This is a genomic window from Kribbella sp. NBC_01505 (assembly GCF_045040285.1).
In the GTDB taxonomy this organism is placed as follows: Bacteria; Actinomycetota; Actinomycetes; order Propionibacteriales; family Kribbellaceae; genus Kribbella.
Genome location: NZ_CP109425.1, coordinates 4,470,786 through 4,490,116 on the forward strand (window position 1 = coordinate 4,470,786; position 19,331 = coordinate 4,490,116).

Sequence of the window (19,331 nt, forward strand, 5' to 3'; positions counted from 1 at the left end):
GCCAAATACCGGCAGCAATCGTCCGTGAACCTGTGCCGAGAGGCCCAAGCGACCGGAACCTGGTCGCTGACCTCGCTATCCCCTTAGCTACTGCGTCTTTGCGGGGATCTGCTGTCTCTGGGTGACAGTAGATCCCCGCAAACCGCGCCTTGGCGCGCTGGGATGCGGCCGGAGGCCTCGGTGCCGGGTACTCGCCGCCGCGGCCGGCGCCAACGAGCAGGCTGGCTGGCCGATCCTGTGGCCGAGGTGGACGGCGAGGCCGGCGCCCCGGGTGCCCGTCGCCTGGGCTTCCGGGCTTCGGTTGCGGTGCAGAAAACGAGGGGATCTCCCCGCAAGTTGCCGGTTCGCCCCTCAAATTTTGAGCAGAGAAGGGTTAATCTCAACGGAGATCCAGCGAAACTCCGCAGGCTAGGCAGATGCCCCGAACCGCGATGGTCGACCTGGCGCCCGACCTGAACCGCGGTGGTCGACCGGCACCCGAGCCGAACCGCGGTGGTCGACCTGGCCCCCGACCGGAGCTGCGGTGGTCGACCTGGCACCCGACCCGAACTGCAGCGGCGGGTCACCTGACAGGAATGCTCATCGTCTGGGGGCAACCACAACCCGTCAGCCACAGGCAACGGGAACCGCGGTCACCGACCGCACCATCCGGCCCAGCCCCAGACCACCCCCAGCCACCCGGTCCAGTCAAACCGGCCGCAGCGGCGACCAGCCATCGCGTACGAAATCGGCCGAACCCGAGCGGCGGGACGAGACGAGCACCTTCGGGACGGAGGGGCTACTGGCCAACCGAAGTGCCCAGCCACCGCGACCGATCACCGATCCGCTATCGCTCCCCAAACCGGTTTGGGGAGCGAGCAGCCGCCAAATCGCAACAGGCACTAGATCCCGCTAAGGCGCGTTCCGCTCGCGCCGCGGAGTGAGGTCCGCACTGGCGTGCCCGGTCGGCGGCGGTATCCATCCGTACATCGGCCAGGAGGGCATCGCGGCCGGAGCGTGCGCGGCCCTCGGCCCGAACGGCCGGGTTAGCGGGTTAGGGCGGCCTGGATTAGTTGTTGGGTGGCGCGGACGGTGGGTTTGTAGGTGGCGGGGTCTCGGCCGATGCGTTCGGCGCCGGCTCGCATGGCGCCGGCTAGGAGTTCGACGGTGAGGGGGACGTCGGGGATGTCGCGGAATTCGGCGCGGGTGATTCCGGCTCGGACTACGTTTTCTACCTCGGCCATGATGGCGTGGAACGGGCCTCCGGGGCCTTTGGGGAGTTCGTCGATCAGGGGGCCGGCGCCTGGTCGGAACATCGGTTGCAGGGCTTGGTCTGTGGAGGCTTCGAAGACTGCCTCGACGATCTGGTGCATACGGTCGGCGGCGGGCTCTTCGGTGCTGGCGGCGATTGTGGTGACGCGCTCGAGCATTGGTCGGCTGGCTCGCTCGGTCAGGGCTTGGACCAATGCGGCTTTGTCGCGGGCGTAGTTGTAGAGGGTGTTGCGGGCGATGCCGGCCTCGGCTGCGATGTGGCCCATGTTGATCGAGTCGTAGTCGCGCTCCAGGAGGAGTCGGCGCGTTGCGTCGGCGAGGTCGGCCCAGACGAGCTCGTGGTGTTTCTCGATGCTGCCGCCACGGATCCTCGGCACTTAGCTTGCCTGCGCTGCTGTGGTGGCGGCCAGGTGCTCGTTCTCCTGGTGGATCGCGGTGAGCTTGACGCTGGTGAGGCGCCAGCCATCCGGTGTCCGGACTGCCTCGTTGTCGTAGAAGCCGACCACCAGCCAGCGATCGGGGCCGTCGCCGGCGAGCTCCTTCGGGAGCCAGTGCTCGGCGCGGACGTGGGCGTGGATCGTCGCGTGGTCGCCGTCGATGGTGACGACGTGGCCGGTGATCGCGTGGTGGGTGGCTTTGAAGGCACCGAAGGATCCGCGAAGCGCCTCGCGGTAGGAGTCCAGCGGGACTGTCATCGGCGCCATCCCCGTCACCGACGAGAAGTCGATGGTCAGCGGGTCGGTGTGGACCAGCGCGGGCAGGGCGTCGAACGACTTCAGGTCCGCGATGTCGGCATACCGCCCGAACAGCTCGAGGATCTCGGCCCGGTCAGCAACTGCGTTCATCATGACTCCCTCGTTATCCGGCAAGTTGTCGTAAAAACGAGATTACGACACTCTGTCGCAAAAACCAACCCGAGACCAGCCGGCCAGCATGTCGGCGGCGGCGCGAGCGGCGACTTCGGTCGCGTTCGCCATCGCCGCGACGCGATAGCTGACCAGCGCGCCCTCGTGGAGCAAGAGCAGTCGATCAGCGAGTTCGCCCGGGTCGGCCATCCCGGCCAGCCGTGCCTGCGCCTCGAACTCGGATCGCATCCACTGCTTCTGGCCGACGATCACTGGCATCGCCGGGTGATCGGGCGCTGCCAGTTCCACGCTCGCGTTGATGAACCCGCAGCCGTTGCGCGACCCGGCGAGCCAGTCGGTCAGCGCAGCGAACAGTGCGAGCACCACCTCCTCAGGCGTTCCGGGCGCGCGCTCCTCCAGTTGTTCGTCGAGGAACTCGTGCCACACCCGATTCCGGTGCTCCAGGTAGGCCGCGATCAGTCGGTCCTTCGAGCCGAACCGGTCGTAGAGAGTCTTCTTGGTGACGTCTGCCGCCGCCGCGATCGCATCGACTCCGACAGTCCGGATGCCCTGCTCGTAGAACAGGGTCGAGGCCGCCGCCAGGATCCGCGCACCGGCCGGTGTCAGCCGGTCCGCCGCCGGCACTGCGCGATCGACCAGGAGTCTCATCTGCTGAACAGGCATACTGACAGTATACCGACCGGTGTGGTTACTCTCGGGCCATGACAACCGCCCTGGCAGTACGACGGACGCCGAGCCTGCGCCTGATGACGCTGGCCGCGGGAGCCGGCTTCGTCGTCTTCTGGAGCTCGGGCTTCATCGGCGCGGGCTGGGGAACTCGGTACACGAGTGCGTTCGACCTGCTGGCCTGGCGCTTCCTCGTCGCCGGACTGCTCGGCGCGGTGATCCTGGCTGTCCGGCGCCCGCGCCTGACCCGTCGCGACCTCGTCACCCAGGTGTGGATGGCCGTGCTGACCCAGTTCGTCTACCTCGGCGCCATCTTCACCGGCATCGACCACGGCATCACCGCCGGAGCCACAGCGCTGATCGGATCGCTCCAACCGTTGGTCATCGCGACCTTGGCCGGACCGCTGCTGGGAGAGTCGGTCAGCCGACGCCAATGGATCGGACTGGTGATCGGGCTAGCCGGAGTGGCGCTGGTGGTCGCCGACGACCTCCACGCGGGCCATGGCTCGCTGCTGCTGTTCCTGATCCCGCTGGCCGGTCTGCTGGGCTTGGTCGCGGGCACCTGCCTGGATCGCCGACGCAAGTCGACAGTCAACTCGTTCGACGCGCTCTGCGTGCAGAGCCTGGTCTCGGGTGTCCTGTTCGTCACACTCGGGGCCGCGACCACCCAGCTCACCGTCCCGACGGAGCCGGGTTTCTACGGCGCTGTCCTGTGGTTGGTGCTGCTGGCAACCGGTGGCGGATGGGGCTTGTACCTGGTGAATCTCAAGCTTTCCGGCGCAACCAGAGTCAGCAGCCTGCTCTACCTGGTGCCGCCGACCACGATGGTGCTGGCCTACTTCGTGCTCGACGAGACCATCGGCGTACTCGCGATCCTCGGCATGTCGGTCTGCGCCGTTGCAGTACTGCTGATCAGAGCAAACGACAGTGCCTCGTCGAGAAGCGTTCGGCACCTTTAGCGGCGCCCCAGACGCCCGCTGGCGGCGTTGTCGTCGTCGCGAGATGCTCCGCATCGCTCTCCTCCTCCGCCTTGCCAGCGAACGACTGGACCACCGCTAAAGGCACCAACGCTCCTCGACGAGGCACTACGCTGCGGACATGGCGGAACCCCGATGGCTGAATGAGAAAGAGCAGCAGGCTTGGCGTGCGTTCATCGCGGCCCAACGCGTAGTGAACGGCCGGATCGAGCAGCAGTTGCAGCGTGACGCCGGGATTCCGCACACGTACTACGAGATCCTGGTGCGGTTGTCCGACGCACCGGACGGTCGGCTGCGGATGAGCGAGCTCGCCGTTGCGACGCTCGGCTCGCGGAGCCGGCTCTCGCATGCGGTCAATCGGCTGGAGCAGTATGGCTGGGTGCGTCGTGAGGGCATCGAGTCCGACCGCCGTGGTCAGGTAGCGATCATCACCGAGGCAGGTCGGGAGAAGCTGGTGGAGTCCGCGCCCGGCCATGTCGAAGAGGTGCGCAGTGCGATCTTCGATGCGCTGACCGAGGAGCAGGTGGACCAGTTGTTCACCATCTGCAAGGCCCTGGCCGATAACACCGGCCAGGAGCGGTGATGCGGACCCGTTCCACCGCCCTCGTCGTACTGTCCGCGCTACTCCTCGCAGGCTGCAGCGACGACCAGTCGTCGCCAACAGCTGGGCCGGACACGGTCCCGTCATCGTCGGTACCGCTGCCGACGAAAACCACCGGCCAGCCGACCAAGACGCCATCAGCTACGCCGACGTCGACGCCCAGCTGCCTCGACGCGAAGCTGCAGGACCTCACACTGCGCCAGCGAGCAGCCCAGCTGATCATGACCGGCATCAGCGCCAACGGCATGACCTCTGCCCAGCGCCCGATCGTCCAGAAGCAGAAGCCCGGCGGAGTCCTGCTGCTAGGAGCAGGTGGCAGCCTGGCCCACACCCGTACGGCGACCGCCGCGGCCACGAAGGCTGCCACGGTGGAAGGCATTCGGCCACTGGTCGCAGCGGACCAGGAAGGCGGTCAGATCCAGCGGCTGAAGGGCGCCGGGTTCACCCGGATCCCGGCGGCGACAGTTCAGGGCACGTGGACGAGTGACAAGCTCACCGCCCAAGCGACGCAATGGGCAGGCCAGCTCAAGCAGGCCGGAATCAATACCGACCTCGCTCCGGTGGCCGACGTCGTACCGGTGTCGTTGAAGAAGCAGAACGCGCCCATCGGCAGTCTGGACCGCGAGTTCGGCAATACGCCCGCAGAGATCGGCCCGCCGGTCCAGGCGTTCGTCCGCGGCATGATGGCGGGTGGCGTGATCACCTCGGTCAAGCACTTCCCGGGCATCGGCAAGGTGCGTGGCAACACCGACTTCGCCGCCGACGTACTGGACAACGTCACGGTTCGTGGTGACGACGACCTGCAGCCGTTCGCGGACGGTATCGAGGCCGGCACCGAGATGCTGATGGTCTCCACGGTCACCTACACCAAGATCGACCCGAAGAACCGGGCGGCGTTCTCCTCGACCGTCATCCAGGGCATGATCCGGGGCGACCTCGGGTACGACGGCGTCGTGATCACCGACGATGTCGGGGCGGCGGCCAACGTGGCGAAGGTCCCGGCCGGTCAGCGGGCCACTCGGGTCATCGCGGCCGGCGGAGACATCGTCATCAACGGCGCGGCGGACCTCACCGCGGCCATGGTGAACGCACTGGTGGTGAAGGCCCAGCAGGACGAGGCCTTCGCCAAACAGCTCGACGCCAGTGTGCGGCGCGTGCTGGCACTCAAGCAGAAGCACGGTCTGGTGACCTGCTGATGCAGGAGGAGCAGGAGCCCGACTACCGGTTCACTCTGGCGAACGAGCGGACCTATCTGGCCTACCTGCGGACATCACTGGCCTGTTATGCCGGTGGCCTCTCGGCGGTGCAGTTCCTCGACCTCGGACTGGATCGCTGGCCGGCCCGGATCATCGGACTGATCCTGGTGAGTGCCGGACTGGTCACGACGTTCGGGGCACTGCGGCGCTGGCAGCAGAACATGGTCGCGATGCGCCGCGGCGAGCCATTGCCTGTGACCAGACTGCCGTTGATGCTGGCGGCAACTATCGCTGGGGCCGGTCTGATCGGTCTGATCTTCGCCCTCTGGCGATAACTGTGGCGATGAGCACACCGGACCCCGGACTACAGCCCGAACGGACCCTGCTCGCCTGGCGACGCACCTCGCTCGGCCTGATCGCCAACGGGATCCTGCTGCTTGCCTCAGGCCACGGTTCGTCCGACGTGCGCACCGGCCTCGGCATCGTCGTACTGGTGCTCTCACTCGGCTGCTGGGCGGCTGTGAGCGCGGTTTACCGCCGTTCCCGGGGTGCCGCGGTGCATGCCCTCGGCCACGAGCGAGTGCTCCGCGTCGCCGCCGGTCTGGTGCTCGTCGTCGGCCTCTTCGACCTGTACGCCGTGATCACGCGCTGATACCGATTGATTACTCGGTTGTCATCTCCTAGTGAACTAGTTCACCCCGACGCGCTACGTTGACCCCGCGGATGCGAGATCCGTGGACTGTTCCCCCTAGCATGATCAACGGTTTGTCCCTCGTTCACCCGGAGCTTGAAGTGCCGTTACGTCTGCGTCCGAACGACCCGACGTTCTACGACCTTTTCACCGAGTCCGCCAACCACCTCGTGGACGGAGCTCGGATCCTCGCCGAACTGCTCGGCAGCACCGTCGGCAGTGGCCTCTCGGCCAGTCATCAGATCGCCGTCCAGATGAAGGACGCCGAGCACGCCGCCGACGAGACCACCCACTCGATCATCCGGCGGGTGAACTCGACGTTCGTCACGCCGTTCGACCGTGAGGACATCTACCGGCTGGCCTCCGACCTCGACGACGTCATGGACTTCATGGAGGAGGCGGTGGACACGATCCACCTCTTCAACCTGGAGAAGCTGCCGGAGGAGGTCGCCGAGCAGATCGAGGTCCTCCAGCGGGCCGCGCAGCTGACCGCCGAGACGATGCCGCGGCTGCGCACCATGAAGGACCTCGCCGAGTACTGGATCGAGATCAACCGGCTGGAGAACACCGGTGACGCGGTGCACCGCCGGATCATCGCCAAGCTGTTCAGCGGTGAGTACGACACGCTCACGGTGCTGAAGCTGAAGACCGTGGTCGATCTGCTGGAGGCTGCGATCGACGCGTTCGAGCATGTCGCCAACACGGTCGAGCAGATCGCCGTCAAGGAGAGCTGAGCGTTGGAGCTCACGCTCGTCATCGCGGTCGTCGTGATCGCACTGGCCTTCGACTACACCAACGGTTTCCACGACGCGGCGAACGCGATCGCGACCTCGATCTCGACCCGGGCGCTGACGCCGCGGGTGGCGCTGGCGATGGCCGCGGTCTGCAACTTCCTCGGCGCGCTGGCCGGGACCGAGGTCGCCGAGACCGTCGGCAAGGGCATCATCACCGCTCCGTCCGGACAACACGGACTCGTGGTTGTCATCGCGGCCCTCATCGGCGCGATCACCTGGAACCTGATCACCTGGTACTTCGGCCTGCCCAGTTCCTCCTCGCATGCCCTGATCGGCGGCCTGGTCGGCGCCGGACTGGCCTCGTCCAGCGTGGTGCTGTGGACCGGGATCGTCGACAAGGTCGTCATCCCGATGGTGCTCTCGCCGGCGATCGGTTTCCTCGGTGCGTTCCTGCTGATGATCGCGATCCTCTGGATCTTCCGGCGCAAGAACCCCGGCAAGACCACCCGCGGCTTCCGCTTGGCGCAGTCCTTGTCAGCCGCCGCGATGGCGCTCGGGCACGGTCTGCAGGACGCGCAGAAGACGATGGGCGTGATCTTCCTGGCGCTGCTCACGACCGGGCACGCGGACGCCGACGACGGCATCCCGCTGTGGGTGAAGTTCTCCGCCGCGACCGCGATCTCGCTGGGGACCTACTCCGGTGGCTGGCGCATCATGCGTACCCTCGGCCGCCGCATCATCCACCTCGACCCGGCCCGCGGCTTCGCCTCCGAGGCCATCGCCGCCGGTGTCCTGTATGTGATGGCGATCGGCCTGCACGCACCGGTCTCCACGACCCACACGATCACCAGCGCCGTCATGGGTGCGGGCGCCACGAAGCGCCTGTCCGCCGTCCGGTGGGGTGTCGCCAAGGGCATCGTCACCGCCTGGGTGCTGACCATTCCGGCCGCTGGTCTGGTCGCCGCCGCTTGCTACGGGATCGCGCACCTGATCCTGGAATGAGATTCCCGAATCTCATTCATTTCGAATTCATCCACCACCCCTACGGTCGGTCGAGTGCCACAACTCGTCCGCCGAGGGATGTGATCGGGATGGATCTGTCGTTTCTCGTCATCGTGGTGATCGTCACCGCACTGGTGTTCGACTTCACGAACGGCTTCCACGACACCGCTAACGCGATGGCGACGTCGATCGCCACCGGCGCGCTCAAACCGAAGGTCGCGGTGGGGCTGTCCGCCGTACTGAACCTGGTCGGCGCGTTCGTCTCCACCGAAGTCGCCAAGACCATCTCGAGCGGTCTGGTCGACGATACGAAGGTCACGGTCCCCATCATCTTCGGCGGCCTGGTCGGCGCGATCCTGTGGAACCTACTGACCTGGTACGTCGGTTTGCCCAGCTCCTCGTCGCACGCGCTCTTCGGCGGCCTGATCGGCGCCACGTGGATTGCGGCCGGCAGCGGTGCGGTCAACTTCGGCACGGTCGCGCAGAAGATCATCATCCCGGCGGTCGCCGCGCCGATCGTGGCCGGTGTGGTCGCGCTGCTCGGCACCTTCCTGGCCTACAAGATCACCGCCCGCGCCCGGAAGAAGAGCGTCGACGACGGCTTCCGGGTCGGTCAGATCGCGTCCGCCTCGCTGGTCTCGCTGGCGCACGGCACCGGTGACGCGCAGAAGACGATGGGCATCATCACGCTGGTCCTGATCACCTCCGGCAGCCTCGCGCAGGGTTCGCGTCCGCCGCTCTGGGTGATCTTCGCCGCCGGTCTGGCGATCGCGGCCGGTACCTACCTGGGCGGCTGGCGGATCATCCGGACGATGGGCAAGGGCCTGACCGAGATCGAGTCGCCGCAGGGCTTCGCCGCGGAGACCAGCTCGACCGCAGTGCTGCTGGCCTCCTCCCACCTCGGCTTCCCGCTGTCCACCACGCAGGTCTGCTCCGGCAGCATCCTGGGCTCTGGTCTGGGCAAGCGGCTGGCCGAGGTGCGCTGGACGGTCGCCGGCCGGATGGCGCTGGCCTGGCTGTTCACGCTGCCCGCCGCGGCGATCGTGGGGGCACTGGCCGGTCGCGTCGCGAACTCCGGAAACCTCGGGGTCGCGCTGATCGCCGTACTGGCTGTGGCGGCCGGCGGGGGCATCTACCTGGCTTCGCGGCGTACGCCGGTCACCTCCAACAACGTGAACGAGTACCCGAGCACCCCGGCCGCCTCCTCGGCGCCCGCGGCGGTCTGAGAGGGGCAGGACGATGCACATCAACTGGAGTGCACTCGGTGAGGTCGCCCTGGTCAGCCTGCTCTTCGGAGTGGGGCTGGCGGTGCTGTTCGCCTTCGGTGTGACCGCCATGGCGCGCCGGGCGGCAGCTATCGACGAGAAGCGGCCGGCCCCGATGGTGGACACCGCAGTGGCGTCACTGTGCTTCGCAGCGTGCCTCGCTGCGGTGCTCTACGGGCTCTACCTGATCATCCCGCAGTTCCATTAGGCACTAGCGGTTCCAGCGGCGCACTGCCTTGGCCACGTCCTTGGTGCGCACCGCGTCGAGGTTCTGTTCCCAGGCTGTGAAGAGCCGGTCGCCAAGGGCGTCCGCGTCCAGACCAGCCTGGGGGCGAACGGCCACTGCCCAGGTGGCAGCGGCCGCGTGCCCCTGCTGGTGCAGCAGGTGATCGACGGTGGCCTGGATACGCCGCCGGTTCTCACCGGTCAGGCCGCGTGCGGCCCAGTCCTGCAGGATGGCCGCGTCGTCTGCCGTCATCTGGGCCAGATAGGTCAGTGGACCGCGCCAGAAACCCCGGTGACCGATGCTGTCCAGGCGCTCGAGCGGGAACCAGCCGTTCGCGCAGCGGCGCCCGTTGACCGCGGCCTCGACCTCACGGGCGCGCTCGGCGTCCAGGTCCCGGGTGGACCAGTCGATGAAATAGGCCCCCGCATCCGGGATGTGCTCCGCGACATGCGGTGCCACCACCAGCGTCCCGGGTTCGAACAGGCGCAGTTCTTCCGGTGAATCGAACACAAAACCTTCCCCCGCCCAGCACAAGGCAAGCAGCACAGAAATCCCCCAGATTCCTGCCTTGTCAATAACAAGTGCCCTTCGTACCCTCACAGACCGTCAAGGGTCAACCCCTTGTCCGGGGTGCGTCGGTGCTATTGCCGCCGCTCGGCCCGGCGTGCCAGCTCCTCGCGGTCCAGCTCATCCGCCTCTTCTGGAGTCGGCGCGGAGCCGCCGTACGCGGCCGGCAGCCACCAGGCGCCCGGCGGCTGCTCCGGGTAGGCGCGGATGGTGTCGTCGAGCATCTCGGCCATCGTCGACCGCAGTACGGCGGTCGCCTCGACCGGATCGTCGTCCGTGGTCACGGCCATCGGCGTACCGACCGTGATCGCGATCGTGCGGTGCCGGGAGAAGTCCTTCGGGTGGTCCTTGGTGAGCATCCGCTGGGTGCCCCAGAGGATCAGCGGGATCACCGGTACGCCGGCCTCCGCCGCCATCCGGACCGTCCCGGACTTGAACTCCTTCAGCTCGAACGACCGGCTGATCGTCGCCTCCGGGAAGACACCGACCACCTCACCGGCCCGCAAGTACTCAAGTGCTTGTGAGTACGACGCCGCGCCGGCACCGCGGTCCACCGGGATGTGGTGCATCCCGCGCATCAGCGGACCGGACCAGCGGTTCCGGAACAGGATGTCCTTGGCCATGAACCGGACCAGCCGCTTGCTCGGCACAGCGCCGTACCCGCCGAGGATGAAGTCGACGTAGCTAATGTGGTTCAGCGCGATCACCGCACCGCCGCTACGGGGCACGTTCTCGGTGCCGGAGAGCTGGAAGTTCACGTCCAGCACCTTGAAGGCCGTCCTGGCGAAACCGACTACCGGCGGATACACAAAGTCGCGCATCGTCGGAACTCTACTAAGGTATGGCTGATAACTGGAGATCGCGGGAGCTCGCACCGTAGTGGGCTGAGAGGGCGGCTGGAGGAATCCGGCGCCGCCGACCGCCGAACCTGTCCGGGTAATTCCGGCGTAGGGAGCACAGCAAGTGACAACTATCGGCACCGTACGACCGACTGTCACCACCGGCCCGATCTCGGGGTCGGAGAAGATCTACCGCGGCGAGCTGGGAGTTCCAGCTCGCCGCGTCCATCTCACCAACGGCGAGCACTTCGACCTGTACGACACGTCCGGGCCGTACACGGACGCGACCGCGCAGATCGACGTACAGACCGGTCTGCCCGCGCTGCGGCGCGAGTGGGTGGCCGGGCGGGCGAACCTGACCCAGCTCGCCCACGCCCGAGCAGGCACCATCACCGAGGAGATGCGGTACGTCGCACTCCGGGAGAACATGGATCCGGAGTTCGTCCGGTCCGAGGTGGCCCGCGGCCGGGCCGTCATCCCGGTCAACCGCCGGCACCCGGAGAGCGAGCCGACGATCATCGGCAAGAAGTTCCTGGTGAAGGTGAACGCGAACATCGGCAACTCCGCGGTCAGCAGCTCGATCGAGGACGAGGTCGAGAAGCTCGTCTGGGCCACCCGTTGGGGCGCGGACACCGTGATGGATCTGTCCACCGGCAAGAACATCCACGAGACCCGCGAGTGGATCCTGCGGAACTCACCCGTCCCGATCGGGACCGTGCCGCTCTACCAGGCGCTGGAGAAGGTGAAGGGTGATCCGGCCGCACTGACGTGGGAGGTCTACCGCGACACGGTGATCGAGCAGTGCGAGCAGGGTGTCGACTACATGACCGTGCACGCGGGCGTGCTGCTGCGGTACGTGCCGCTGACCGCGCGGCGGATCACCGGCATCGTCTCGCGCGGCGGGTCGATCATGGCGGCCTGGTGCCTCGCGCATCACCAGGAATCCTTCCTGTACACGCATTTCGCCGAGCTGTGCGAGATCCTGCGTGAGTACGACGTGACGTTCTCGCTCGGCGACGGGCTTCGGCCGGGATGTATCGCGGACGCGAACGACGCGGCGCAGTTCGCCGAGCTGCGGACGCTCGGGGAGCTCACCAAGATCGCCTGGGAGCACGACGTCCAGGTGATGATCGAGGGTCCGGGGCACGTGCCGATGAACAAGATCGCGGAGAACGTGCGGCTCGAGGAGGAGCTCTGCGGTGAGGCGCCGTTCTACACATTGGGGCCGTTGGCAACTGATGTGGCGCCGGCGTACGACCACATCACCAGCGCCATCGGCGCGGCGCAGATCGGCTGGCTGGGTACGGCGATGCTGTGCTACGTCACGCCGAAGGAGCACCTCGGTCTGCCGGACCGCGATGACGTCAAGGTCGGCGTGATCACGTACAAGATCGCTGCCCACGCTGCCGATCTGGCCAAGGGGCACCCGGGGGCGCAGGCCTGGGACGACGCGTTGTCGACGGCCAGGTTCGAGTTCCGCTGGGAGGATCAGTTCAACCTCTCGCTGGATCCGGACACGGCACGGTCCTACCACGACGAGACGCTGCCGGCCGAGCCCGCGAAGACCGCGCACTTCTGCTCGATGTGTGGGCCGAAGTTCTGCTCGATGCGGATCACCGCGGACATCCGCAAGTACGCCGAGGAGCGCGGGCTGACGTCGACCGAGGCGATCGAGGCCGGCTTCAACGAGATGTCCGAGACCTTCAAGGCCAATGACAGCAAGGTCTATCTGCCGTTGGCCGACTGACTCTGCAGCCAGGGTCCGACCTGAGCCGCTGCAGTGTCGAGCAGGCTGAGGTGAGTCTCTCCCGGCAGGATCGTCACCTTCACATGGGGCGCCTGCCGGGAGAACTCGGCCAGTTTCGTCGCGTCGAACACCTCGTCGTCCGCACCGACCTGGACGCCGACGGGTCCGTCGATCCGCTGCAGATCGGTGTCCGCGTGATCGGCGTTCTGCGCGAGCGCCATGTTCACCGTGTACCGGTTCACCATCCCGGACTCGCGCAGTTCTTCAGTGGTGTAAGCAAAGCCGAGCGCCTTGGCGTGGCCGTCGATCCGGCCACCGGCCACGGCATTGGCGATGCTGCGTCGGTGATGATGGCTCTGGTGCAGATCGTCGCGAAGTTACTGCCCCGCGCGACTTTCTCGGTGTCGGAATGCAGCCCGTAGTCCGGAGCGAGGAAGACGTGACCGGCGATCGCGTCAGGGAACCGGTTCAGGCTGTTGAGGATCAATCCGGCCCCGGCCGAATGTCCACCGGCGAATTCCGGGAGCCCCGGCCGGCCCGGCCCTGGGCTCGTGTCGCCACCTTGTCACCGTAGGTCGATGGGGTGCTGGGCGGCGGTTTTGGGGCCTTTGGAGCAGGAAAAGTGAGCTTTTCGGCCTTACGCGGAGTGAAATCGCCCGGTGAGTCGAGATGGCGAAGTGGCTCGATTGAGCGGAGAATTGGGGAATCGGCTGCCTTGCGGGGTGACTACGGGGAGTGATCGGGTGAACCGATTCAGGTTTTTGCCTTCACTCAGCGTGAATAAGACTGTAGCCTTAATCCGTCAGTGAGGAGGTGCAGGGCAGTGGTCTTTGTTCTCACGGTAGATCAGCGGGGCAGTCGAATCACCAGCGATCTCGTACCCGAGCTACTGAACAATCTGAATCGCCGTCCCCGGCGTCCCGGACTTCTCCGCAAGTTCGAGCGGACCGCGGGGGACGAGTTTCAGGGCGTGCTTTCCGGGGCCAAGGCAACGATCGACATCATCGTCGAGCTGCTCCGCCTGGACTCCTGGTACGTCGGGCTCGGGATCGGCGACGTGATCGAGCCGCTCCCGCGCAGCACGCGGGCCGGTAACGGGGACGCGTTCGTGTATGCGCGGCAGGCGGTCGACAAGGCGAAGATCAGTCCGCACCATGTCAATGTGTGCGGCTCCGACGCCCAGGTGGCCGATCAGGTGGAGACGGTGCTCTGGTTGATGGCGTCGGTACTGCGCCGGCGCAGCGACCGCGGGTGGGCTGTCGCCGACCTGCTGGCAGAGGGACTGACACGACGGGAGATCGGCGTGAAACTGGGGATCAGCCAATCTGCGGTAACCCAACGGGCTCAGGCGGCCGGAGTGGCCGAGGAGCAGCGTGGACGGTTGCTCGCGACCGAATTGCTCGCCCGCGTCGAGGTCGCTGCGTGACGGCACTCGTCCTGGCGCTCACCGGAGCCGGGCTGATCCTCGCCGTACTGGCGTGGGTGCCCAAGGCTGGTGCGACGCTGGAGATCATCCTCAGCGGCCTGATGCTGGCCTGTGGAGTGGCCGGCGGCCTGGTGCTGCTCTACGGCAACGGTGTGGCCGACTGGGACGAGCGCTGGTGGAATGTGCTGCTCCTGCTGGCCGGAGGGCTCGCAGTGACCGGCGGCGGCCCGCTGACGACCTCTGTGCTCGCTTTGGTGGACCGGGGCAACACTCGGGCCCAGTCGACCCAAAAGGCCGGTGAGGTGCTGCGTGGCGGCGCCCTGATCGGTTCACTCGAGCGTGGTGCGATCTTCGCGGCCCTGGTGGCCGGCTGGCCGGAGGGGCTGGCCATCGTGCTGGCGATCAAGGGGCTGGCCCGCTATCCCGAGCTACGCAGTCCTGACCAGCCCGCCTCCGTCACTCCGCAAGCAGTAGCGGAGCGCTTCATCATCGGCACCTTCACCAGCGTCCTGTGGTCAGTGACCTGCGCCGGCTTCCTTCTATCGCACTAGCTCTGAGACGGAGTGGTCATGTGCTGACGACTATGTCGTTGACTACCTTGTCGTGCCAGGTCTGCTGCTTCTCGTCCCAGAGCGGCCAGAGCAGGTTGATGAAGCAGAGGTAGTTGAAGAAGTAGGCGAGGAGCTCGCGGCCGAGGTTCGCGCCGAAGCCGATCCTTTCACCGGTACTGATGCTGATGACCCGCGACCCGGTCATCTTCTTGCCGAGTGACTGGCCGGTGCGGCCTTGCTGGACCACCCGGTTCAGGAACCAGATCACGGTGCTGCAGATGCCGCCGATGGTCAGCGGGAGACCGGCTGCGTCGGCGTGGGGGCCGGTGCTGATCGAAATGGTGACGATGAGGCCGATCCCCATCGGAAACCCCTGGAGAACGCTGTCGATGAGGGAGGCGCCCACCCGGGTGGTGTAGCCGACCGGCTGACCGGGCAGCGCGTACCGGTAGCTGCCCTTCCCAGAAGGCCCTTGGTTGTAAGGGTTGTAGCCCGGCTGGATGTGCCCGCTGGGCTGATACCCGCCACCGGGCTGTCCCGGCGGAAGCTGGTTGGGCTGACCCGGTGGGTACTGATTGGGCTGGCCTGGCGGCGTGGACCCGTCGTACGGGCCGGACGGAGGGGTGGTCACCGGAATTCCTCTCTGGTGCACGACTGCGAACTGGAAGGCAGGTTACTGTGGTCCGGTGAGTGAAGGCGTCGTAATTCGCCCCGCTGGGCCGGTCCCGCCGGTCGACCGGCGCGTGCAGGGGCTGGCAGCGGTCGGTGTCGGCGGCTTCGTGCTGGCCGGTGTCTATCAGCTGACCGGGCTCGGCATCCCGTGCGTCCTGCACGCCACCACCGGTCTGAACTGCCCGCTCTGCGGATCGACCCGGATGGCTGCCGCCTTACTACGTGGCGATCTGAACGCCGCCTGGCACTTCAACCCCGTCGTACTGGTTCTGGGCCCGTTGGCCGGCCTCGCCATCGGCTACCAGCTCCTGGCGTGGGCCCTGGAGTCCCTGCGCGTCGTGCGGCTGCCCCGCCTGGCCTTGAGCCCGCGAGTCACCGACTGGCTCACCAAGGCGATCATCGCGCTGCTCATCGTGTACGGCGTCGCCCGCAACCTGAACTGAAGATCGCCGGGTAGCTAGGTGCTACCCGGCGATCATCACGTACTGGACGTCAGCGGCCGACGAGGCCCGTGGCGTAGCCGAGGATGCCGAGGACGAAGGCGACGATGCCGCCGATCCACGCCACCTTGGCCAGCGTGTCCGACTGACCCTGCTCGCGGTACTTGCTCTGGGCCAGGAAGCCCAGGACGATCGCGGCCGGGGAACAGCAGAACCAGCAGACGATGCCGATGATCGACATGATCATCGGGGTGTTGCTCGGTGCGGCCTGGGCGCCGCCGTAGCCGTAGCCGCCGGCCTGGGCGCCCGGGTAGGCGCTGTAGCCAGGCTGCTGCTGTCCATAGCCGGGCTGCTGCGGCGGCTGCTGGCCGCCGTACCCAGGCTGCTGCTGGCCGTAGCCAGGCTGCTGGGGCTGGCCGTACTGCCCGGGCTGCCCCGGGTAACTGCCCGGCTGCTGCTGCCCGTAGCCAGGCGCCTGCGGCGGCTGCTGGCCGTAGCCAGGCTGCTGCGGCTGGCCGTACTGGCCCGGCTGGACGCCCGGAGTCTGGCCCGGGGTGTCCTGCGGCCCGTTCGGGTCGTTCTGGTCATCGCCGGGAGGCGTCGGAGTGCTCACCACAGTCCCTTCTGAGACGTCGAAGAATCCCTGCAGACTATCTGGGCCACAGGTTCAGGGTCACGCGCCCGCGCCGCCCGGCGCGGGTCCCCACTCTTCGCGACTCAGCCGAAGCGGCCGGTGATGTAGTCCTCGGTGGCTTTTTCGGTGGGGTTGGAGAAGATCGCCTTGGTGGCGCCCATCTCGATCAGCCGCCCCGGCTTGCCGGTGGCGGCCAGGTTGAAGAAGGCGGTCTGGTCCGAGACCCGGGCCGCCTGCTGCATGTTGTGCGTGACGATCACCACGGTGAACCGGTCCTTGAGCTTCTCGATCAGGTCCTCGATCGCCAGCGTGGAGATCGGGTCCAGGGCCGAGCAGGGCTCGTCCATCAGGATCACCTCGGGCTCGACCGCGATCGCCCGGGCGATGCACAGCCGCTGCTGCTGACCACCGGACAGACCCGCGCCCGGCTTGTCGAGGCGGTCCTTGACCTCGTTCCAGAGGTTGGCGCCCTTGAGCGACTCCTCGACCACCTCGGTGAGCTTCTTGCGGTCCTTGACGCCGTTCAGCTTCAGGCCGCTCGCCACGTTGTCGAAGATCGACATCGTCGGGAACGGGTTCGGCCGCTGGAACACCATGCCGACGACCCGCCGGACGGCGACGGGGTCGACACCGGTCGCGTACAGGTCCTGCTGGTCCAGCAGCACCTTGCCCTCGACCCGGGCGCCCGGGATCACCTCGTGCATCCGGTTCAGGGTCCGCAGGTAGGTGGACTTGCCGCAGCCCGACGGACCGATGAACGCCGTGACCGAGCGGGGCTCGATCGTCATCGACACGTCCTCGACGGCCTTGAAATCACCGTAGTAGACGTTGAGGCCGCTGACCTCGATGCGCTTTGCCATATCGACTCAGAACCTCTCCGACTATTTCGACTTGATGGCGCTGAACCGGGCGACGAGCCGGGCCAGCAGATTGAGGGCAAGAACGAGCAGGATCAGGGTCAGCGCGGCCGCCCAGACCCGGTCCGCGGCCGGCTGCAGCGCCAGCTCGGTCCGGTCCTGGTTGATCATCGTCGGCAGCGCGCCCATGAACCCGTCGAACGGGTTCAGGTTGATGTTCTTCGAGTAGCCGACCAGGATCAGCAGCGGCGCGGTCTCACCCATCACCCGGGCCAGACCGAGCATCACGCCGGTGATGATGCCGCCGAACGCGGTGGGGACGACGACCTTCAGGATCGTCTTCCACTTCGGCACCCCGAGCGCGTACGACGCCTCCCGCAACTCGTCCGGGACGAGCTTCAGCATCTCCTCGGTGGACCGCAGCACGACCGGGAGCATCAGCAGCACCAGCGACAGCGACACCGCGAAACCGACCCGGTTGAAGCCGAGGATCGTGATCCAGACCGCGTAGATGAACAGCGCGGCGACGATCGAGGGGACACCGGTCAGGATGTCGACCATGAAGCTGACCGCGCGCGCGGCCTTGGTGCCCTTGCCGTACTCGACCAGGTAGACCGCGCCGAGGATCGCGATCGGAACCGCGATCACCGCGGCGATCAGCGACATGATCAGCGTGCCCATGATCGCGTGGTACGCACCGCCGCCTTCGCGGCGGACGGTGATGCCGCGCTGCGACTGGCTCCACCAGTCGGCGCTCAGCAGCAGGTGATAGCCCTTGCTGACAACGGTCCAGAGGATCCAGATCAGCGGGATCAGCGCGATCACGAAGGCCGCCACGATCAGGACGGTCGCCAGCAGGTTCTTGAAGGCCCGGGCCCCGGACTTGCCGGTGAGGTCCAGCTCCTTGCCGTCGTACGCCGGCTTGTTCTCGACGATGGCCGTCATACTGACGCTCCTTCGGTGGCGCGGCGGTTGCGGCGCGGACGCTTGGCGCCGGGGGCGCTGCGGGCGACGATGATGCGGGCCGCGGAGTTGACCAGGAACGTGACCACGAACAGCACCAGGCCGGCCGCGATGAAGGCGCCGGTCTTCTCCGGGGTGTCGAACTCGGCGGCGTTGTTGGCGATCTTCGACGCGAAGGTCTCGCCACCCGCGAAGATCGACGAGTTCCACGGGTCGTTGCCGTTGGGCACCGTCAGGATGATCATCACCGCGACGGTCTCACCGAGCGCGCGGCCGAGACCGAGCATCGCGGCGCTCGTCACACCGGAGCGACCGTACGGCAGGACCGCCATCCGGATCATCTCCCACTTGGTGGAGCCCAGCGCCAGCGCGCCCTCGCGATGCGCGACCGGCGTCTGCGCGAAGATCTCCCGGCTGATCGCGGTGACGACCGGCAGGATCATGATCGCCAGCACCACCGAGACCGTGAAGATCACGCCGACGTTGTCGCCGATCGGCTTCGCGAACACCGGGACCCAGCCCAGCGCCGACGAGATGCCGTTGATCACCGGCAGCAGGATCGGGGCGAAGAACAGGCTGCCCCACAGGCCGTACACGATCGAGGGCACCGCGGCGAGCAGGTCGACGGCATGCGCGACCGGGGTGGCCAGCCGCTTCGGCGCGTAGTAGGTGACGAACAGCGCGACGCCGATCGCGACCGGTACGGCGATGAGCATCGCGATGATGGAGCTGATCACGGTGGTGTAGAACAGCGCCGCGATCCCGAACTTCGGATCGGCGCCGCCCGGCTCCCAGACGCGGGAGAACAGGAAGTTCGTGTTGTTGTCGGCCAGCGACGGGATCGCCAGCGCCAGCAGGAAGATGCCGACGAACGCCACGATCGCGATCACCAGGGCGCCGGATCCGCGGGCCAGACCGGAGAACAACCGGTCGCCGAGGTGACCGACCGGGCCGAGGTCGAGCTTCTTCTTGCTCTCCTCGGGCTTCGCGGCCGGCGGAGTTACTTCGTCGGTCAACGTCTCGAAGTGCACGGCCGGGGCGGTCTCGTCGACCAGGTCCTCGATCCGTGGCTCGGCTTCGGAGGCGGCCGGGTCCGCCGGCCGGTCGGGCGGTTCCGTGCCGTCTGGACTACTCATCGATGGTGCTCCAAGCGCCTGGGG

At 67.1% G+C, this 19,331-nt stretch carries 24 protein-coding genes and 1 riboswitch; of the genes, 13 read left to right on the forward strand and 11 right to left on the reverse strand.

All coding sequences use genetic code 11. The annotated features are described in order from the left end of the window. Positions 1–1,025: 1,025 nt before the first annotated feature. Genes OG474_RS21140 through OG474_RS21150 form a run of 3 tightly spaced genes read right to left on the reverse strand, consistent with a single transcriptional unit; the run spans position 1,026 to position 2,780 of the window. The gene (locus OG474_RS21140) at positions 1,026–1,628 is read right to left on the reverse strand and encodes a TetR/AcrR family transcriptional regulator (protein WP_405064070.1); all 603 of its coding nucleotides are present in this window, start codon (positions 1,626–1,628) and stop codon (positions 1,026–1,028) included. Then, positions 1,629–2,096, reverse strand: a complete 468-nt coding sequence (locus OG474_RS21145) for a nuclear transport factor 2 family protein (RefSeq protein ID WP_405064071.1) — start codon at positions 2,094–2,096, stop codon at positions 1,629–1,631. It lies immediately after the preceding gene. 42 nt (positions 2,097–2,138) lie between these two features. Further along, entirely contained in the window at positions 2,139–2,780 is a 642-nt protein-coding gene (locus OG474_RS21150; protein ID WP_405064072.1) for a TetR/AcrR family transcriptional regulator, read from the reverse strand. Positions 2,781–2,818: 38 nt separating this feature from the next. Here OG474_RS21150 and OG474_RS21155 point away from each other — a divergent pair, with 38 nt between their 5' ends. The 9 genes from OG474_RS21155 (at position 2,819) to OG474_RS21195 (ending at position 9,457) form a co-directional block, all read left to right on the forward strand. After that, on the forward strand, positions 2,819–3,742 hold the full coding sequence (locus OG474_RS21155; protein WP_405064073.1) for a DMT family transporter: 924 nt from the start codon (positions 2,819–2,821) through the stop codon (positions 3,740–3,742). 139 nt (positions 3,743–3,881) lie between these two features. Then, positions 3,882–4,343, forward strand: coding sequence for a MarR family winged helix-turn-helix transcriptional regulator (locus OG474_RS21160; RefSeq protein WP_405064074.1), 462 nt, complete (start codon positions 3,882–3,884; stop codon positions 4,341–4,343). Continuing rightward, positions 4,343–5,557, forward strand: coding sequence for a glycoside hydrolase family 3 N-terminal domain-containing protein (locus OG474_RS21165; RefSeq protein ID WP_405064075.1), 1,215 nt, complete (start codon positions 4,343–4,345; stop codon positions 5,555–5,557). Before OG474_RS21160 ends, OG474_RS21165 begins: the two co-directional genes overlap by 1 nt. Beyond that, a complete protein-coding gene (locus tag OG474_RS21170; RefSeq protein WP_405064076.1) occupies positions 5,557–5,892 on the forward strand; it encodes a YidH family protein in 336 nt (111 codons plus the stop codon). Before OG474_RS21165 ends, OG474_RS21170 begins: the two co-directional genes overlap by 1 nt. 8 nt (positions 5,893–5,900) lie before the next feature. After that, entirely contained in the window at positions 5,901–6,209 is a 309-nt protein-coding gene (locus OG474_RS21175; protein ID WP_405064077.1) for a DUF202 domain-containing protein, read from the forward strand. Positions 6,210–6,349: 140 nt separating this feature from the next. Then, a complete protein-coding gene (locus OG474_RS21180) occupies positions 6,350–6,982 on the forward strand; it encodes a DUF47 domain-containing protein (RefSeq protein ID WP_405064078.1) in 633 nt (210 codons plus the stop codon). 3 nt (positions 6,983–6,985) lie between these two features. Continuing rightward, positions 6,986–7,984, forward strand: coding sequence for an anion permease (locus tag OG474_RS21185; protein ID WP_405064079.1), 999 nt, complete (start codon positions 6,986–6,988; stop codon positions 7,982–7,984). A gap of 89 nt (positions 7,985–8,073) precedes the next feature. Then, on the forward strand, positions 8,074–9,210 hold the full coding sequence (locus tag OG474_RS21190) for an anion permease (RefSeq protein WP_405064080.1): 1,137 nt from the start codon (positions 8,074–8,076) through the stop codon (positions 9,208–9,210). Between the two features lie 13 nt (positions 9,211–9,223). After that, entirely contained in the window at positions 9,224–9,457 is a 234-nt protein-coding gene (locus OG474_RS21195; protein ID WP_405064081.1) for a hypothetical protein, read from the forward strand. Between the two features lie 3 nt (positions 9,458–9,460). On the opposite strand, the gene OG474_RS21200 is transcribed toward OG474_RS21195, so the two are convergent. Further along, positions 9,461–10,021, reverse strand: coding sequence for a hypothetical protein (locus OG474_RS21200; RefSeq protein WP_405064082.1), 561 nt, complete (start codon positions 10,019–10,021; stop codon positions 9,461–9,463). Positions 10,022–10,116: 95 nt separating this feature from the next. After that, positions 10,117–10,863 (reverse strand): lysophospholipid acyltransferase family protein, encoded by a 747-nt coding sequence (locus OG474_RS21205; RefSeq protein ID WP_405064083.1) that lies wholly within the window; start codon positions 10,861–10,863, stop codon positions 10,117–10,119. 30 nt (positions 10,864–10,893) lie between these two features. Further along, a riboswitch (TPP riboswitch) is annotated at positions 10,894–11,013 on the forward strand. On the opposite strand from OG474_RS21205, the gene thiC reads away from it, so the two are divergent. Beyond that, entirely contained in the window at positions 11,006–12,628 is a 1,623-nt protein-coding gene (gene thiC, locus OG474_RS21210) for a phosphomethylpyrimidine synthase ThiC (RefSeq protein ID WP_405064084.1), read from the forward strand. (Overlaps the previous riboswitch by 8 nt.) Here thiC and OG474_RS21215 read toward each other — a convergent pair. Beyond that, positions 12,607–12,951 carry an alpha/beta fold hydrolase gene (locus tag OG474_RS21215; protein WP_405064085.1) on the reverse strand — a complete coding sequence of 115 codons (345 nt, stop codon included), beginning with the start codon at positions 12,949–12,951 and terminating at the stop codon, positions 12,607–12,609. The two genes, thiC and OG474_RS21215, sit on opposite strands and share 22 nt — an antisense overlap. A gap of 500 nt (positions 12,952–13,451) precedes the next feature. On the opposite strand from OG474_RS21215, the gene OG474_RS21220 reads away from it, so the two are divergent. Both OG474_RS21220 and OG474_RS21225 read left to right on the forward strand, forming a co-directional pair. Next, positions 13,452–14,054: a SatD family protein gene (locus OG474_RS21220; RefSeq protein WP_405064086.1), complete on the forward strand. Its 603-nt coding sequence runs from the start codon at positions 13,452–13,454 to the stop codon at positions 14,052–14,054. After that, positions 14,051–14,605, forward strand: a complete 555-nt coding sequence (locus OG474_RS21225; RefSeq protein ID WP_405064087.1) for a hypothetical protein — start codon at positions 14,051–14,053, stop codon at positions 14,603–14,605. The genes OG474_RS21220 and OG474_RS21225 overlap by 4 nt, the downstream gene beginning before the upstream one ends. 16 nt (positions 14,606–14,621) lie before the next feature. Here OG474_RS21225 and OG474_RS21230 read toward each other — a convergent pair whose 3' ends face one another. Then, positions 14,622–15,236: an RDD family protein gene (locus OG474_RS21230; protein ID WP_405064088.1), complete on the reverse strand. Its 615-nt coding sequence runs from the start codon at positions 15,234–15,236 to the stop codon at positions 14,622–14,624. Between the two features lie 55 nt (positions 15,237–15,291). Here OG474_RS21230 and OG474_RS21235 point away from each other — a divergent pair, with 55 nt between their 5' ends. After that, positions 15,292–15,720: a DUF2752 domain-containing protein gene (locus tag OG474_RS21235; RefSeq protein WP_405064089.1), complete on the forward strand. Its 429-nt coding sequence runs from the start codon at positions 15,292–15,294 to the stop codon at positions 15,718–15,720. Positions 15,721–15,769: 49 nt separating this feature from the next. On the opposite strand, the gene OG474_RS21240 is transcribed toward OG474_RS21235, so the two are convergent. The 4 genes from OG474_RS21240 to pstC all read right to left on the reverse strand — a co-directional run bounded on the left by OG474_RS21240 (position 15,770) and on the right by pstC (position 19,187). Then, positions 15,770–16,330 (reverse strand): DUF4190 domain-containing protein, encoded by a 561-nt coding sequence (locus tag OG474_RS21240; protein ID WP_405064090.1) that lies wholly within the window; start codon positions 16,328–16,330, stop codon positions 15,770–15,772. Between the two features lie 104 nt (positions 16,331–16,434). Further along, positions 16,435–17,211 (reverse strand): phosphate ABC transporter ATP-binding protein PstB, encoded by a 777-nt coding sequence (pstB, locus tag OG474_RS21245; RefSeq protein WP_405064091.1) that lies wholly within the window; start codon positions 17,209–17,211, stop codon positions 16,435–16,437. Positions 17,212–17,232: 21 nt separating this feature from the next. Further along, the gene (pstA, locus tag OG474_RS21250; protein WP_405064092.1) at positions 17,233–18,153 is read right to left on the reverse strand and encodes a phosphate ABC transporter permease PstA; all 921 of its coding nucleotides are present in this window, start codon (positions 18,151–18,153) and stop codon (positions 17,233–17,235) included. After that, a complete protein-coding gene (pstC, locus tag OG474_RS21255; protein ID WP_405064601.1) occupies positions 18,150–19,187 on the reverse strand; it encodes a phosphate ABC transporter permease subunit PstC in 1,038 nt (345 codons plus the stop codon). The genes pstA and pstC overlap by 4 nt, the downstream gene beginning before the upstream one ends. Positions 19,188–19,331: the final 144 nt, after the last annotated feature.